General features: G+C 67.2%; 15 protein-coding genes. 12 read left to right on the top strand and 3 right to left on the bottom strand.

Features of this window, described 5'->3' with window-relative positions; genetic code table 11:
* Window positions 1–10 precede the first annotated feature (10 nt).
* The 3 genes from CAG11_RS24380 to CAG11_RS24370 are packed head-to-tail and all read left to right on the top strand — an operon-like array spanning window position 11 to window position 2,237.
* Window positions 11–706, top strand: a complete 696-nt coding sequence (locus tag CAG11_RS24380; RefSeq protein ID WP_306108871.1) for an STN domain-containing protein — start codon at window positions 11–13, stop codon at window positions 704–706.
* Window positions 703–1,248: a sigma-70 family RNA polymerase sigma factor gene (locus tag CAG11_RS24375; RefSeq protein WP_053129044.1), complete on the top strand. Its 546-nt coding sequence runs from the start codon at window positions 703–705 to the stop codon at window positions 1,246–1,248. Before CAG11_RS24380 ends, CAG11_RS24375 begins: the two co-directional genes overlap by 4 nt.
* 38 nt (window positions 1,249–1,286) lie before the next feature.
* Window positions 1,287–2,237: a FecR domain-containing protein gene (locus tag CAG11_RS24370; RefSeq protein ID WP_085598302.1), complete on the top strand. Its 951-nt coding sequence runs from the start codon at window positions 1,287–1,289 to the stop codon at window positions 2,235–2,237.
* A 108-nt stretch (window positions 2,238–2,345) separates the two neighbouring features.
* On the opposite strand, the gene gspJ is transcribed toward CAG11_RS24370, so the two are convergent.
* Both gspJ and gspH read right to left on the bottom strand, forming a co-directional pair.
* Window positions 2,346–2,957 carry a type II secretion system minor pseudopilin GspJ gene (gene gspJ / locus CAG11_RS24365; RefSeq protein WP_085598300.1) on the bottom strand — a complete coding sequence of 204 codons (612 nt, stop codon included), beginning with the start codon at window positions 2,955–2,957 and terminating at the stop codon, window positions 2,346–2,348.
* Window positions 2,954–3,415 carry a type II secretion system minor pseudopilin GspH gene (gene gspH / locus CAG11_RS24360; protein WP_022644106.1) on the bottom strand — a complete coding sequence of 154 codons (462 nt, stop codon included), beginning with the start codon at window positions 3,413–3,415 and terminating at the stop codon, window positions 2,954–2,956. Before gspH ends, gspJ begins: the two co-directional genes overlap by 4 nt.
* Window positions 3,416–3,533: 118 nt before the next feature.
* Here gspH and CAG11_RS24355 point away from each other — a divergent pair, with 118 nt between their 5' ends.
* A complete protein-coding gene (locus CAG11_RS24355) occupies window positions 3,534–3,968 on the top strand; it encodes a type II secretion system protein N (RefSeq protein WP_085598298.1) in 435 nt (144 codons plus the stop codon).
* Window positions 3,969–3,971: 3 nt separating this feature from the next.
* Here CAG11_RS24355 and gspI read toward each other — a convergent pair whose 3' ends face one another.
* Window positions 3,972–4,358 (bottom strand): type II secretion system minor pseudopilin GspI, encoded by a 387-nt coding sequence (gene gspI, locus CAG11_RS24350; RefSeq protein ID WP_085598296.1) that lies wholly within the window; start codon window positions 4,356–4,358, stop codon window positions 3,972–3,974.
* A gap of 247 nt (window positions 4,359–4,605) precedes the next feature.
* Between gspI and gspG the strand changes: the two genes are divergently transcribed.
* The 8 genes from gspG (at window position 4,606) to CAG11_RS24310 (ending at window position 14,638) form a co-directional block, all read left to right on the top strand.
* Entirely contained in the window at window positions 4,606–5,085 is a 480-nt protein-coding gene (gspG, locus tag CAG11_RS24345) for a type II secretion system major pseudopilin GspG (protein ID WP_085598408.1), read from the top strand.
* Between the two features lie 7 nt (window positions 5,086–5,092).
* Window positions 5,093–6,076: a type II secretion system minor pseudopilin GspK gene (gene gspK, locus CAG11_RS24340; RefSeq protein WP_085598295.1), complete on the top strand. Its 984-nt coding sequence runs from the start codon at window positions 5,093–5,095 to the stop codon at window positions 6,074–6,076.
* Window positions 6,073–7,293, top strand: a complete 1,221-nt coding sequence (gene gspL, locus CAG11_RS24335) for a type II secretion system protein GspL (RefSeq protein WP_085598294.1) — start codon at window positions 6,073–6,075, stop codon at window positions 7,291–7,293. The genes gspK and gspL overlap by 4 nt, the downstream gene beginning before the upstream one ends.
* Window positions 7,286–7,852: a type II secretion system protein GspM gene (gspM, locus tag CAG11_RS24330; RefSeq protein ID WP_085598293.1), complete on the top strand. Its 567-nt coding sequence runs from the start codon at window positions 7,286–7,288 to the stop codon at window positions 7,850–7,852. Before gspL ends, gspM begins: the two co-directional genes overlap by 8 nt.
* Entirely contained in the window at window positions 7,849–10,242 is a 2,394-nt protein-coding gene (gene gspD, locus CAG11_RS24325; RefSeq protein WP_085598292.1) for a type II secretion system secretin GspD, read from the top strand. The genes gspM and gspD overlap by 4 nt, the downstream gene beginning before the upstream one ends.
* Before the next feature lie 67 nt (window positions 10,243–10,309).
* Complete coding sequence (gene gspE, locus CAG11_RS24320) at window positions 10,310–11,731, top strand: type II secretion system ATPase GspE (RefSeq protein WP_085598291.1); 1,422 nt, start codon at window positions 10,310–10,312, stop codon at window positions 11,729–11,731.
* A complete protein-coding gene (gene gspF, locus CAG11_RS24315) occupies window positions 11,731–12,942 on the top strand; it encodes a type II secretion system inner membrane protein GspF (RefSeq protein ID WP_053129059.1) in 1,212 nt (403 codons plus the stop codon). Before gspE ends, gspF begins: the two co-directional genes overlap by 1 nt.
* A gap of 517 nt (window positions 12,943–13,459) precedes the next feature.
* Entirely contained in the window at window positions 13,460–14,638 is a 1,179-nt protein-coding gene (locus tag CAG11_RS24310; RefSeq protein WP_085598290.1) for a substrate-binding domain-containing protein, read from the top strand.
* Window positions 14,639–14,647: the final 9 nt, after the last annotated feature.

Here is a 14,647-nt window from a genome sequence, read left to right as displayed (position 1 = left end):
GCACGGGAGCTTGGCGACCTGTGTGCTGGGGTTCGCGTTGTGGCTGCAGGTGCCCGAAAGCTGGGCCCAGGACAGTCCGCAAGGGCCGCCCCGGGTCGATTCCCAGGCCCTGCTGGCGCTGGATATTCCGGCCCAGGACCTGGCCCAGGCCCTGGAATTGTTCAGTCGTGCCACCGGGATGGCGGTACTGGTGGACCGGGAATTGGCTCGAGGCCGGCGCTCGGTGGGGGTCAAGGGGCGCTACAGCGCTCGCGAGGGGCTCGGCCGTTTGCTGGCTGGCAGTGGCCTGATGGCTCGTTACGCCCGTAGCGACGCCTTCACCTTGCAAGTGCCGCCGGCCAACCAGCCGGCGGCGCAACCTGCGGCGGGCGGCGGGCGCGGGGCGCGGCTCAACAGCAGCTATGCCACGGCCTTGCAGCGGGCGGTGGAGCGCAGCTTGTGCGCTTCGCCGCTGACACGGCCGGGCAGCTTCAGGGCGCTGTTGCAGTTGTGGGTGGGGGCCGATGGCAGGGTGCAGCACAGTCGCCTGGTCGGCAGCACCGGCGACTGGCAACGGGATGAGGCGCTGGTGCAGCGCCTGGCACAGATTCGCGTCGAGCGTCAGGCGCCCAGCTCGTTGAGCCAGCCGCTGACCTTACTCTTGGTACCGGACACGACAGGGAAACGCATGGATTGCAAGGAATGGGAAGGAGCTTCCGGGGTATGAAGAACACCGGGCACAGTGCGATGGTCAGGCTGTTCCTGACGTCCTACGAGGACTTCCGGGTGCGCTTGCGCAGGCGCCTGGGATCCGAGGACCTGGCCAACGATGTCCTGCATGAAACCTACCTGCGGGTCGACCGCATGGAAGAGCCGCCGAACCTCGCCCAACCCAACGCCTACCTGTATCGCATGGCCCTGAACATCGCCGCCGACCGGCGCCAGTCCGACGCTCGCCTGCTCACCGGCGAGGAGGTCGAGGAGCTGCTGCAGGTCGCCGACGAGGCCCTGGATCCTTCCCGGGTGGTGGGTGGCCAGAAGGAAATCCAGATCCTGCTCAAGGCCCTCTACGAGCTGCCGGCACGCCGCCGGCGGATCTTCATCGCTGCGCGCCTGGAAGAGGCGCCGCACCTGGAAATCTCCCAGCGCTTCGGCATTTCCACACGGATGGTGGAGAAGGAACTCAAGGCCGCCCTGGGCCATTGCGCCCTGCGTCTTGAAAGAAAAGTCATTCAGCGGTTCGGTCCCGGGGCCGGAAAACCGTCCTAGACAAAGAGTCCCTGATCAATCCGTGAGTATCTGCGCGCTTGAACATCTTTAGCATTTCTTCTCCCCGGGCCTCGGCGGACCAGCAACTACTGAGCGAAGCCCGGGACTGGCTGGTCCTCCTGACGTCGGGCCGGGCCACCGCGGCCGACGCCCGGGCGCTGCGCCAGTGGTGCGCGCAGAGCCCGCAACACGCGGCTGCCTTCGAGCAGGCCAAGACGCTGTGGCATGGCTTGCAGCCGGCGGCCCAGCGCCTGGAACAGCAGGCGCGCTCCCGGACTTTCGGGCGCCGGGCCTTTCTCGGCGGCGCGCTGGCGGCCTCGGCGGCACTGTTCATGGTGCGCATTACGGTGCCCGGCGGTTTTGCCGGGCTCACGGCGGATTTTTCCACCGAGGTCGGCGAGCAACGGCGGGTGGACCTGGCCGATGGTGTGAGCCTGGAACTCAACACCCAGACCCGTATCAGTCGCCGTGAACTGGCGGCGGGAGAGCAGGGCATCGAGTTGCTGGAGGGCGAGGTGGAGGTCTTCAGCCAGGGTGTGCAGGCGCTCAAGGTCCAGGCCGGGGACGGTTGGCTGAGCGCGCGCCAGGCGCGTTTCAACCTGCGCAATACCGAGCGCCAGGTGTGCGTGACCTGTATCGAGGGCAGCCTGCAGGTGGAGGTGGCCGGGCGCAGCATTCGCCTGGACAGCGGCCGCCAGCTGACCTACGACGAGCGTGGCGTGGGCCAGCCAGTGGCGGTGGACCCCCATGCAGTGCTCGCCTGGCGCGAGCAGGTGCTGGTGTTCGACAACGCCACGCTGGATACCGTGGTCCGCGAGATCAACCGCTACCGTCCCGGGATGCTGGTATTGCTCAATGCCGAGCTCGGCAAACGCAAGGTCCAGGCGCGTTTCAACCTCAATCAACTGGCCGGCGTGGCGCTGTTGATCCGCGACGCCTATGGCGCCAAGTGCACCGAGTTGCCTGGCGGCGTGGTCCTGCTCAGCTGATACCGTCTCCGCGCTCGGCCTGAGCTGCCGCCGATATCCGCTACGCGACCGTGGATCCCGACGGACCTGACCCACCGCCGGTGTCCGCCAAGTGCTCCAGGACCGGGCTCAATCCAGCGGCCCCAGTACCTGGCGGTAGCGTTCTTCGCCTTGGGGTGTCTGGCGCACCAGGCGGATCTCCAGGCCGGCGGGGTTGTCCTGGCGGTTGCCGCTGAGCTGGCGCCAGCCTTTATCCGGGTTCCACACACGCACCTGCAGATCGCTGACCCGCTCCAGCACCGCCACGCCGTCGCGCGGCGCCGGCAACGGGTAGCGATCACGGGCCTCGGCCTCCGCGCGGTACAGGGTGTCGCCCTTGAGCCACCAGCGCACCCGTTGCAGGCCTTCGCCAGAGGTGGCGGCGCTGCGGATCACTTCCAGGCGAAAACCCTTGCTGTCGGAGCTGCGCACGCTCAGGGGCGCCGGGGTCTCGGGTTCGGCATTCTCGCTTTCACCAAGCTGCGGCTCGCGCAACTCGATGGCGGCCCGCTGGGCCACGTCGCGGTCCAGCTGGTTGAGCGCCCGCAGCAACGCCTCGGTCTGCTCGGTGCCGGCCTTGAGGTGGGCGTCGGCCCGGCTTACGCTGTCCAGGCCGCGCCAGGCGATGAGGCTGACTAGCGCCATGAGCATGATCGCCACCATTACCTCGATCAGGGTGAAACCTTCCTGGCGACTGTTCATGGCTGCTCCACCACGCGCAACTGGCCGGCCGGCGTGCGCTCCACCCACAAGCTATGCTGACCATCGGACAGCACGACCCGAACCGGCGGATTGATCCATTCGGCATTGAGCACCAGGCGCTGGCGCGGCTCGATGCGCACGTCCATGGCGGCGGTATCCCAACGGCGCGGGCGCAGTTGGCTGTCATGGCGGAAGTCGTCGACGCCGCTGCCGCCATCGGCCGGACGGTCGAAGGCGAACCCCTTGGCATTGGCCCGCCAGGTGATGGGCCGGCCATCGGTGCGGGCTTCGGCCTGGGCCACTTGCAGCAGTTGCGCCAGGCGCTCGGCGTCCTTGCGCAGTTGTTGCAGCGGGTCGGGCTTGATGCTCAGGCCCACGGCGGCGCTGGCGATGCCAATGATCACCAGCACCACCATCAGTTCGATCAGGGTGAACCCCTGTTGCTTGCCGCTCTGCATCACGTTGCACTCCTTGGCGATGGGTCCAGACTGCCCGAGGCAGATGATCGTCCAGTGAAATAAAACCGTGAGAATTGAGCTGTAGGCTGCGGGGACGGACAAACAGGAGGTCCTGCCCATGCTACGCGCGATGCTCAACCCTTCTTCAGCCCCCCGGCTATTGCAGTACACGGCCCTGCTGGCGGCCCTGGCCGGTGTCGCCACCTGGTCGTCGCTGCTGCTGACCCCGGCCGAGTCCCAGACGCCGACGGCCGCGCCCCAGGTGCTCGCCGCACGTGCCGACAGCCCGGCCCTGCAGTGGTTCGCCAACCAGCCGGCGCAGGTGGATATCAAGGTCTGCGGGGTCATGGCCGGGGCCCGGGGGGCGGTGGCCATCCTCAGCCTCAACGACGGGCCTGCGCGCAGTTTCCTCGCCGGTGAACGGCTGACCCAGGGCGTGCGCCTGGCTGCCATCGAGGCCGATGGCGTGCTCATCGAGCGCGGCGGCGAGCAATCGCGGGTCAAGGTCAGCAAGCTGCCGGACTCGCCAACCCTGCCACGGTTGACCCGCTGAGCCTCACTGGCGCGGCGCCTGTGGCCGGCTGACCAGGCTCTCCAGCCGTGCCAGGGGTGGCGCCTCACGGCTGCGGTCGCGTACCTGCACGCTGACCCGCAGCAGGCCCGGCGCAATGCCGGGAACTATCGCCTGCTCGCAACGCAGCTTGAGCCGGCCCTGGTCGCATTCGAAACTCTTCAGGCCCGGATGCAGATTGCCCTCCAGGCGCAGCTCGGCCAGGCGGCTCTGGGCCGCCAGCAGGGCCAGGGACTTGTCGCGCAACAAACCGTTGCCCTGGGTCATGAGGCCCGCCACGCGCACTGCCGCCGACATCGCCACGGCGATGATGGCCAGGGCTACCAGGACCTCGATCAGGGTGAAGCCAGCTTGTTTGGACACCGCTCGCATGGGCTGCTCGAAACCGGGAAACAGCCTCGCAGACTAGCCCGCGGGCTTGACGGAATGGCGACCGAAACTCCCGAGGTTTTTCAATACCACTGACATATCTTCTTGCAACACTGCGCGACGAATCGAACTCAAGCCAAGGAATGTCGAGATGGATATCGCGCATGAAACGTCCCCACCCCAAGCCTGCGGAGCGTTGCCGACAGGCCGGGAGATCGCCTCGCCAGGCCAGGAGCAGGAAGCTTGTGGTGTGGTATGCCAGGCCACCGGCCAAGACGCCGGCGGCAGTTCGGCATGGCGCTCGCGGACCCGGGGCAGCCGCGCCCAGCGCGGTTTCACCCTGATCGAGATCATGGTGGTGGTGGTGATCCTCGGGGTCCTGGCCGTCATGGTGGTACCCAAGGTCCTGGATCGTCCGGACCAGGCACGTGCCACTGCGGCCAAGCAGGACATCGCCGGTCTGATGCAGGCGCTCAAGCTGTATCGCCTCGACCATGGCAGCTATCCGAGCATGAACCAGGGCCTGAAGGTCCTGGTGGAACGCCCGGCCAATGCCAAGGACAGCAACTGGCGTTCCTACCTGGAGCGCTTGCCCAACGATCCCTGGGGGCATCCTTATCACTACCTCAACCCGGGGGCCAACGGCGAGGTGGACGTATTCTCCCTCGGCGCCGACGGCCAGCCCGATGGCGAAGGCGTGAATGCCGACATCGGCTCCTGGCAGTTGTAAGCCGGCCATGAACAGCCGTTCGCCCAGTGTGGCGAAGCAGCATGGCATGGCCATCATCAGCGCCTTGCTGATCGCCGCGGTGGTGGCGGTGATCGCCGCGGCGATGCTCACCCGCCAGACGTCCTTCATGCGCACGGTGGAGGCCGAGCAGGGGCGGGTGGTGGGCAGCGCGGTGTTGCAGGGTGGGCTTGAGTACAGCCGGCAACTGCTCTGGGATGCGCGCCAGCGCGATGTCCTGACGCGCCTCGACCAGCCCTGGGCGCGGCCCATCGGCGACCAGGCGCTGGGTGGGTTCAACGACTCCTTCCAGGGGCGCCTGCAAGACCAGCAGGGCAAGTTCAACCTGCGCAACCTGGTGTTCCAGGGGCAGGTGGATGCGGTGCAGTTGCAGGGGTTCGAACAGCTGTGCCAACTGATCGGCATCGATTCGGCCCTGGGCCGGCGCATCAGCCAGCGGGTGATCGCTTCCTACCCCCAGCGCCTGGACAGCCCGGACAGTGCTGCCAAGGTCCGTGGCACCTTCGACAGTGGTCGCCTGACCTCGCCCGGCGCCGAGGCACGGGTGCTGCCGGCCCGCCAGCCGATGCTGCGCAGCGTGGAAGAGCTGCGGGGGCTGTCGGGCATGAGCGAAGCCTTGCTGCTGCGCCTGGCCCAGCACGTCAGCATCTTGCCGGGCAATACCTGGGTCAACGGCAATACCGCTACCGCCGAGGTGTTGGCCGCGGTGGTGCCGGGCCTGGCGCTCTCGCGGGCCAGGGCCCTGGTGGCCGAGCGCGACGCCGGGCACTGGTTCATCAACCGTGGTGATTTCGTCAACCGCCTGCGCATGCCGGAAGTGGCGGTGGAGCAAGTGCGGGTCGGCATCACCAGCGAATGGTTCCTGCTCCAGGGCCAGGCTCGCCGCGACCAGCGCCGGGTCAGCCTGCAAGCCCTGCTGCACCGCCCCGAGGACCGCATGCCCCAGGTTATCTGGTCGCGGGTGGGCGTATGAGCCGCTTGCGCATTGTCTTGCCGAGCCTGGCTGAGCTGGGCCAGGCCGGTTATCCGGTGCAGCACCCAGTGGATTTTGCCCGCCTGGACCGCCATGGCCGGGTCAGCGCCAGCGGACGTTGCCCCCTGGAGCAACTGGGGGCCATGGGCAAAGGCGCCAAGCCACTGCCGGTGGAGTGTTTCCTGCACCCCCAGGACAGCCTGTTGACCAGCATCGAGTTGCCGCAACTGCCGCCGGCGCGAATCAAGGCGGCGGTGGCTTGTGCCGCCCAGGCGCTGATCCTCGGTCCCATCGAGCTGATGCATATAGCCCACGGCCCGCGTGAGGCCGACGGCCAAGTGGCATTGGGCTGGCTGCCGCTGGAGCAGTTGCAGGCCCTGGGACGCTGGCTGGAACAGGCCGGCCTGAAGCTGCAGGGCCTGTACCCGGCGCCCTATGCCCTGGCGGTACCAGCGCCCGGACAACTGAACCTGTGTGCCGTGGATGGCTTGCTGGTCCTGCGGCATGGCTTGGCGCTGGGCAGCGTTCAACCGCTGTTGGCGCAGGACGCGGACGGCGCCTTGCCGGCCAGCCTGGAGCAGCTGCGCGGCACGGCTGGCGAATTGGCCTGGATCGGTGACCAGGCGCCGGCGGGGATCGCCCAGCAGCCGGCCGAGCAACGCTGGAACGGCGCTGTCCCGGCCTGGAGCCTGCATGCCGGGGCGTTGCCCGGGCGTGTCGCGGCCAAGGGCTGGGGCCGGGCCCTGGGCTGCTGCGCCCTGGCGTTGGCGGTCTGGGTGCTGGGCCTGAACCTGTATGCCGCACGTGAAGCGGAGCAGGGGCAACGACTCAAGACCCAGATGAACCAGAGGGTGCGCCAAGTGTTCCCCGAGTTGCCGGTGGTGCTCAATCCACTGCAGCAGGCCCGCCAGCAACTGGAGGCTCGGCAGAGCGGCTCGACGGGGGATCCGGCCCAGGGTTTTGCCAGCCTGTTGCAGCAGGCCGCCAGCGCCATGCCGTTCATGGTCGGCAGTGTCCAGAGCCTGAGCTATGCCCAGGAGCGCCTGCAGCTGGAAATGCTGCCCGATGCACCGCGAGTCACCGATGACAGCTGGCAGGGCGCACTGACCCAGGCCGGCTACAGCGTCCAGCGCGAGGCCAATGGCTGGACCCTGGCTCCTGCTGGCACGCGTTCCGCCGACGCCATGGAAACCCCGGAGGGCGACGATGATGAATAAAGCCCTGTTGGCACAGTACCGGGCTCGCTGGAGCGCGCTGCGAACCCGCGCCCGGGCCTATTGGAGCAGCCTGGCCCTGCGCGAGAAGCGCTTGCTGGCCGGCACCGCCGCCGGCCTGCTGGCCTTGCTGGGCTGGTCGCTGTTGATCCAGCCGGCCCTGCGCAAGATCGACTACTGGCAGGTCGAGACGCCCAAGCTGCGGTCCCAGGCCGAGGCCCTGGAGGTGCTGTTGCACGAAGTGGCGGCGGGCCCGGGCCAGGTGGCTGGAGCCGATCTGGAACAGGCCTTGCGCCAGACCCTGGACGGGGCTGGCCTCAAGGATCACTACCAATTGCAGCAGAGCGATGAAGCCGGCCCCGAGAGCTGGCGGTTGACCTTCGAGCAGGCCCCGGCGGATGCCGTGGTCGGCTGGTTGCTGGGCTCGCCCCGGCAGCTTTCGCTACAGGTGGTGGAGGCTCGCCTGCAACGCGCAGGCACGGCCGCCGCCGATGACTCGGCAGGCACACTGTCCGGGACCGTTCGCATGGATCAGGCGCAGGGCGCTAAGGAAGCTTCATGAAGTGGTCAGGTTCCAAATACGTGCGCCAGTGTCGCAAGGCCGCACCTTTCCTGCTGCTGGCGCTGGGGGCCTGCAGCACCACCCAGTCCACCCCGCCACAGCCGACGCTGGTGGACAGCGAACTGGGCCAGCCCCTGGCCGATACCCGGCGCGGTGGCGATGCCCTGGCCGACCGCCAGCGCCTGCAGGCCCAACAGGCCCAGCGGCCCAAGGTGCTGCATCCGGTGACCAACAGTCGGGCCCAGGCCACGCCGCGCAGCACCAGCGTGCCGCGCAATCCGCTGGGTGACCAGCCCGTGCAATTGAACTTCGTCGAGGCCGACATCCAGGCGGTGGTGCGGGCCTTGTCCCGCTCCACCGGCCAGCAGTTCCTGGTCGATCCACGGGTCAAGGGCAACCTGACCCTGGTCAGCGAGGGCCAGGTGCCGGCGCACCAGGCCTACGACATGCTGCTGGCGGCGCTGCGCATGCAGGGCTTCAGCATGGTGGACGTCGGCGGCGTGGCCCAGGTAGTGCCAGAGGCCGATGCCAAGCTGCTGGGCGGGCCGATCTACAGCGCCGACAAGCCGGCCGGCAACGGCATGCTGACCCGCACCTTCCGCCTGCAATACGAAAACGCGGTGAACCTGATCCCGGTACTGCGGCCGATCGTTTCGCCCAACAACCCGATCAATGCCTACCCGGGCAACAACACCATCGTGGTCACCGACTACGCCGAGAACCTGCAGCGGGTGGCGCAGATCATCAATGGCATCGACACCCCCAGTGCCATCGACACCGATGTGGTGGCGGTGCAGAACGGCATCGCCGTGGACATCGCCACCATGGTTTCCGAGCTGCTGGAAAGCCAGGGCAGCGACCAGACCCAGAAGATCAGCGTGATCGGCGATCCGCGTTCCAATTCCATCATCATCCGCGCCGGCAGCCCCGAGCGCACCGAGCTGGCGCGCAACCTGATCTACAAGCTGGACAACGCCCAGAGCAACCCCAGCAACCTGCATGTGGTCTACCTGCGCAATGCCCAGGCCGGCAAGCTGGCCCAGGCCCTGCGTGGCCTGCTCACGGGGGAAAGCGACAGCGGCGGCAACGATGGCGCCCGGGCCATGCTCAGCGGCATGGGCGCCAGCACCGGCAGCGGCCAGGGCAGCAGCCAGACCGGCAACAGCGCCAGCACCTCCGGCAATAGCAGCCTGGGCACCGGCAGCAGCGGCGCCACCAGGGGTTACGGCCAGGGCGGCAGCAGTAGCAGCGGCCTGGGTAGCAATGGCCAGCAGAGCGACCAGAACACCGCCTTTAGCGCCGGTGGCGTGACCATCCAGGCCGATGCCACCACCAATACCTTGCTGATCTCCGCGCCTGATCCGCTGTATCGCAACCTGCGGGAAGTGATCGACCAACTGGATCAGCGCCGCGCCCAGGTAGTGATCGAGAGCCTGATCGTCGAGGTCAACGAAGACGACGCCAACGAATTCGGCGTGCAGTGGCAGGCCGGCAACCTGGGGGGCAAGGGTGGTTTTGGCGGGGTCAACCTCGGCGGCAGCGGCGTGGTGGGCAACCCGGGCAGCAAGACCAGCATCGATGTGTTGCCCAAGGGGCTGAACATCGGTGTGGTCAATGGCACCGTGGACATCCCGGGGATCGGCAAGGTGCTGGACCTCAAGGTCCTGGCCCGGGCGCTCAAGAGCAAGGGCGGCTCCAACGTGCTGTCGACGCCGAACCTTCTGACCCTGGACAACGAGGCCGCGAGCATTTTCGTCGGCCAGACCATTCCTTTCGTCACCGGCAGCTATGTCACCGGGGGTGGCGGCAACAGCAACAACCCGTTCCAGACGGTGCAGCGCGAGGAAGTGGGGCTCAAGCTCAACGTGCGGCCGCAGATTTCCGAGGGCGGCACGGTCAAGCTGGATATCTACCAGGAGGTCAGCAGCATCGATGCGCGGGCCTCGGTGGCGGCCGGCACGGTGACCCAGAAGCGCGCGATCGACACCAGCATCCTGCTCGACGACGGGCAGATCATGGTGCTCGGCGGCCTGCTGCAGGATGGCTACACCCAGAGCAACGACGCGGTGCCGTGGCTGTCGAGCATTCCCGGGTTGGGAGCGCTGTTTCGCAATGAAAGCCGGAGCATCAACAAGACCAACCTGATGGTGTTCCTGCGGCCCTACATCATTCGTGACAGCGGCGCGGGGCGCAGCATCACCCTCAACCGCTATGACTTCATGCGCCGGGCCCAGGGCCAGTTGCAGCCCGAGCACAGCTGGGCGATGCCGGACATGCCGCTGCCGCAACTGCCGCCGGCGGCCAAGGCGATCCCCGGGGCGCAGCCGGTGTCGTTGCAGGACGCGCCCCAGGGCATACGGGCCACCATTCGCGCGGTACCAGTGCAATGAGCCAGGCATCAGGTCTGAGTCATAGCCTGCTTCGTGCGGGGATTCCTGGACGGATGGAGGTTTGGCGATGACCTCCAAGCTCCCCTACGCCTGGGCCAAATCCCAGCGCATCCTGCTGCGCCACGACGAGCAAGGCGCGGTGCTGCTGGTGTGCCCCTCGACCCCTGGCTGGTCCATCGCCGAGGCCCGCCGCCAGTTCGGCCCGGCGCGCCTGGAGCAGGTGCGCGATGACGAACTCGATGGCCTGCTGGCCACCGCCTATGCCGACACCGGCAGCGCCGCGGCGGTGGTCGGCGCGGCGGAGAACGAGGTGGACCTGGACCGGCTGATGCAGGACATGCCGGAGATCACCGACCTGCTGGACACCCAGGATGGCGCGCCGGTGATCCGCATGATCAACGCCTTGCTCACCCAGGCAGCGCGGGACGAGGCCAGTGATATCCATATCGAGCCCTACGAGACCCACTCGGTGGTGCGCTATCGGGTCGACGGTACCCTGCGTGACGTGGTTTCGCCGCGCAAGGCGCTGCATGGTGCCCTGGTGTCGCGGATCAAGATCATGGCCCAGCTGGATATCGCCGAGAAACGCCTGCCCCAGGACGGCCGGATCGCCTTGCGCGTCGCCGGGCGGCCCATCGATATCCGCGTCTCCACGGTGCCAACCGGCCATGGCGAGCGGGTGGTGATGCGCTTGCTGGACAAGCAGGTCGGGCGCCTGCAACTGGAGACCCTGGGCATGGACCCGGCGCTGCTGGCCCGGCTCGACGGCCTGATCCGCCAGCCCCACGGCATCGTCCTGGTCACCGGACCCACCGGCAGCGGCAAGACCACCAGCCTCTACGCGGCCCTGGCCCGGCTGGATGCCAGCACCAGCAACATCCTCACCGTGGAGGACCCGGTGGAATACGACCTGCCGGGCATCAGCCAGATCCAGGTCAACGCCAAGATCGACATGACCTTCGCCCTGGCCCTGCGCGCCATCCTGCGCCAGGACCCGGACATCATCATGATCGGCGAGATCCGTGACCTGGAGACCGCGCAGATCGCAGTCCAGGCGTCCCTCACCGGGCACCTGGTGCTGGCCACCCTGCACACCAACGATGCCGTGTCGGCGGTCAACCGCCTGATCGACATGGGGGTCGAACCGTTCCTCCTGGCCTCGTCGATGCTCGGCGTGCTGGCCCAGCGCCTGGTGCGGCGCCTGTGCAACCAGTGCAAGGAACCTGATCCGGCCAACCCCGGCACCTGGCGTCCGGTGGGTTGCCCGGCCTGCAACCAGATCGGCTACAGCGGGCGTACCGGGATCCACGAGCTGTTCTGCATCGACGACGATATCCGCAGCCTGATCCACCAGGGCGCCGATGAGCAGGCGTTGCGCGCTTCGGCCCGGCGCGCCGGGATGTTCAGCATGCGCGAGGACGGCGAGCGCTGGGTGCGCAGCGGCGCCACCGCGCCGGAAGAAATCCTTCGTGTGACACGGGACGCCTGATGAATCGCTATCGCTACGAAGCTGCCGACAGCCTCGGCAAGATCGAATCCGGGCACCTGGAGGCCGACAGCCAGAGCGCGGCCTTCGCCAGCCTGCGCAGCCGTGGCCTGACGGCCTTGCAGGTGCAACTGGACGGCAACCAAGGCGCAGCCGGGGCAGGGGGCATGTTCAGCCCGAAGCTCTCGGACAACGACCTGGCCTGGGCCACCCGCCAGTTGGCCAGCCTGCTGGGGGCCAGCCTGCCGCTGGAGGCGGCCCTGAGTGCCACGGTGGAGCAGGCCGAGCGCAAGCACATCGCCCAGACCCTGAGTGCGGTGCGGGCCGACGTGCGCAGCGGTATGCGCCTGGCCGAGGCACTGGCGGCCAGGCCCCGGGACTTTCCGGAAATCTACCGTGCGCTGATCGCCGCCGGCGAGGAGTCCGGCGACCTGGCCCAGGTCATGGAGCGGCTGGCGGACTACATCGAGGAACGCAACGGCCTGCGCGGCAAGATCCTCACGGCCTTCATCTATCCCGGGGTGGTGGGCCTGGTGTCCATCGGCATCGTGATCTTTCTTTTGAGCTACGTGGTGCCCCAGGTGGTCAGTGCTTTTTCCCAGGCCCGCCAGGACTTGCCTGGGCTGACCCTGGCGATGCTCGCCGCCAGCGACTTCATCCGCGCCTGGGGTGGCCTGTGCTTCGCCGCCCTGGTGGCCGGGTTCTGGGGTTGGCGGATCTACCTGCGCAATCCCCAGGCCCGCTTGAGCTGGCATAGCCGGATCCTGCGCCTGCCCCTGGTCGGACGCTTCGTGCTGGGCCTGAACACCGCGCGCTTCGCCTCGACCCTGGCGATTCTCGGCGGCGCTGGCGTGCCGTTGCTGCGGGCCCTGGAGGCGGCACGCCAGACCCTGTCCAACGACCGTTTGAGCCAGAGCGTCAGCGAGGCTACCGCCAAGGTCCGCGAGGGTGCCAACCTGGCGGCGGCGCTGCGGGTGGAGAAGGTCTTCCCGCCGCTGTTGATCCATCTGATCGCCAGCGGCGAGAAGACCGGCGCCTTGCCGCCGATGCTCGAGCGGGCGGCGCAGACCCTGTCCAGCGACCTGGAGCGCCGGGCCATGGGCATGACCGCGCTGCTGGAGCCGCTGATGATCGTGGTCATGGGCGGCGTGGTGCTGGTGATCGTCATGGCGGTGCTGCTGCCGATCATCGAGATCAACCAGCTGGTGACTTGATCGGGGCGAGGGCGCTCGCACCGTTCGGCCGTGGCCGGCAAACCCATTGCACTGGTCTGCCGGCCATGGATGCCTGCTTGTTCCGAGGCATCAAGTTGCCCGGTACGAGTGTTCGCTCGCACCGCGAGGACCGGGCCGGCAGATTCTTTTTCCAGGCCGCTCCCCGCGCTCCCGACCCTTGCGACAGGCATTCTCGGGTTCCTCGTTCTGTCATGTTCCAGCCTCGCTCCCAGAGGCTACGGCGCCTGGCGGAAGATGCCGGTCCAGGCAGTGGAAACCTGGCTGTCATCTTGGGCGAAAGGGCCTTAAAAAAGCGCAGTGGACACCCGAGGATCTTTTGCAGGAACAGCCGGTTTCTCCCGAGCATTTTTCCTTTAACTGTCACCGGAAGCTGCGAACTTCTCTCCCCATGGCCTCACCCATCAAGCCCTCTGGATCAAGGCTTCTGGCCCGAGCGCCATGGCGTCATGCAAGAGCTATTCACCCAACGTACGAACACGACGAAAGGAGATTCTTCATGTTTAAGCGCAATGTTCTCGCGGCATCCCTGACCCTGGCCGCCCTGTGCTCGGCACAGGCTGCAATGGCTGACATCAACGGCGGTGGCGCTACCCTGCCACAACCGCTGTACCAGACCGCTGGCGTTCTGACTGCCGGTTTCGCTCCCTACATCGGCGTAGGCAGCGGCAACGGCAAGGCTGCCTTCCTGAACAACGACTACACCAAGTTCGTGGCCGGCACCACCGGCAAGAACGTGCACTGGGCCGGTAGCGATTCCAAACTCAGCGCCACTGAACTGGGCAACTACTTCACTGCCCACCAGGCTGCCTGGGGCAAGCTGATCCAGGTGCCTTCGGTGGCCACTTCGGTTGCCATCCCGTTCAACAAGGCTGGTACTGCGGCCGTTGACCTGAGCGTCAACGACCTGTGCGGCGTGTTCTCGGGCCGGGTCAACAATTGGAGCCAGATCGCCGGTGCTGGCCGTACTGGTCCAATCACCGTGGTCTACCGCAACGAAAGCAGCGGTACCACCGAGCTGTTCACCCGCTTCCTGAACGCCAAGTGCGCTGAAACCGGCACCTTCGCCGTGACCACCAACTTCGCTTCCAGCTACTCGGGTGGCTTGCCAGCCGGCGCCGTGGCCGCTGTGACCAGCCAGGGCGTGATGGACGCGCTGAACGCTGGCGACGGTCGCGTTACCTACATGAGCCCTGACTACGCCGCGCCTACCCTGGCTGGCCTGGACGATGCCACCAAGGTGGCCAAGGTCGCCGGTGTTTCGCCAGCTCCTGCCAACGTATCGGCTGCCATCGGCGCTGTTCCGGTACCTGCGGTGGCTGACCGTGGCGATCAGAACCTGTGGGTTCCGGTCTTCACTTCCCAGGCCAACATCGACGCCAACCCTGGTGACAAGAGCCTGCGCCTGTACCCAACCAGCGGCTACCCGATCCTGGGCTTCACCAACCTGATCTTCAGCCAGTGCTACGCCGACGCGACCCAGACTTCGCAAGTACGGGCTTTCTTCAGCCGTCACTACGGCGCTCTGGCGAACAACGACACTGCAATCAACAACAACCGCTTCGTGCCACTGCCAGCTGCCTGGAAAACTGCCGTACGTGACTCGTTCGTCACTGCTTCCAGCGGTCTGAGCATCGGTAACGCCAGCGTTTGCAACGCCATCGGCCGTCCGCTGTAACTGACGCGT

Origin of the sequence: Pseudomonas sp. B6(2017) (genome assembly GCF_002112765.1) — a bacterium.
In the GTDB taxonomy this organism is placed as follows: Bacteria; Pseudomonadota; Gammaproteobacteria; order Pseudomonadales; family Pseudomonadaceae; genus Aquipseudomonas; species Aquipseudomonas piscis.
The sequence above is the reverse complement of the archived record's forward strand: the minus strand, read 5'-3'. Positions and strand labels throughout refer to the sequence as shown.

Bases quoted from the DNA above. Each gene is read 5' to 3' on its own strand.
- CAG11_RS24355 (WP_085598298.1), top strand. From the start codon at position 3,534: ATGCTACGCGCGATGCTCAACCCTTCTTCAGCCCCCCGGCTATTGCAG.
- gspI (WP_085598296.1), bottom strand. From the start codon at position 4,358: ATGCGAGCGGTGTCCAAACAAGCTGGCTTCACCCTGATCGAGGTCCTG.
- gspM (WP_085598293.1), top strand. From the start codon at position 7,286: ATGAATAAAGCCCTGTTGGCACAGTACCGGGCTCGCTGGAGCGCGCTG.
- gspD (WP_085598292.1), top strand. From the start codon at position 7,849: ATGAAGTGGTCAGGTTCCAAATACGTGCGCCAGTGTCGCAAGGCCGCA.
- gspJ (WP_085598300.1), bottom strand. From the start codon at position 2,957: ATGAACAGTCGCCAGGAAGGTTTCACCCTGATCGAGGTAATGGTGGCG.
- CAG11_RS24310 (WP_085598290.1), top strand. From the start codon at position 13,460: ATGTTTAAGCGCAATGTTCTCGCGGCATCCCTGACCCTGGCCGCCCTG.
- gspK (WP_085598295.1), top strand. From the start codon at position 5,093: ATGAACAGCCGTTCGCCCAGTGTGGCGAAGCAGCATGGCATGGCCATC.
- gspE (WP_085598291.1), top strand. From the start codon at position 10,310: ATGACCTCCAAGCTCCCCTACGCCTGGGCCAAATCCCAGCGCATCCTG.
- CAG11_RS24375 (WP_053129044.1), top strand. From the start codon at position 703: ATGAAGAACACCGGGCACAGTGCGATGGTCAGGCTGTTCCTGACGTCC.
- gspH (WP_022644106.1), bottom strand. From the start codon at position 3,415: ATGCAGAGCGGCAAGCAACAGGGGTTCACCCTGATCGAACTGATGGTG.
- gspL (WP_085598294.1), top strand. From the start codon at position 6,073: ATGAGCCGCTTGCGCATTGTCTTGCCGAGCCTGGCTGAGCTGGGCCAG.
- gspF (WP_053129059.1), top strand. From the start codon at position 11,731: ATGAATCGCTATCGCTACGAAGCTGCCGACAGCCTCGGCAAGATCGAA.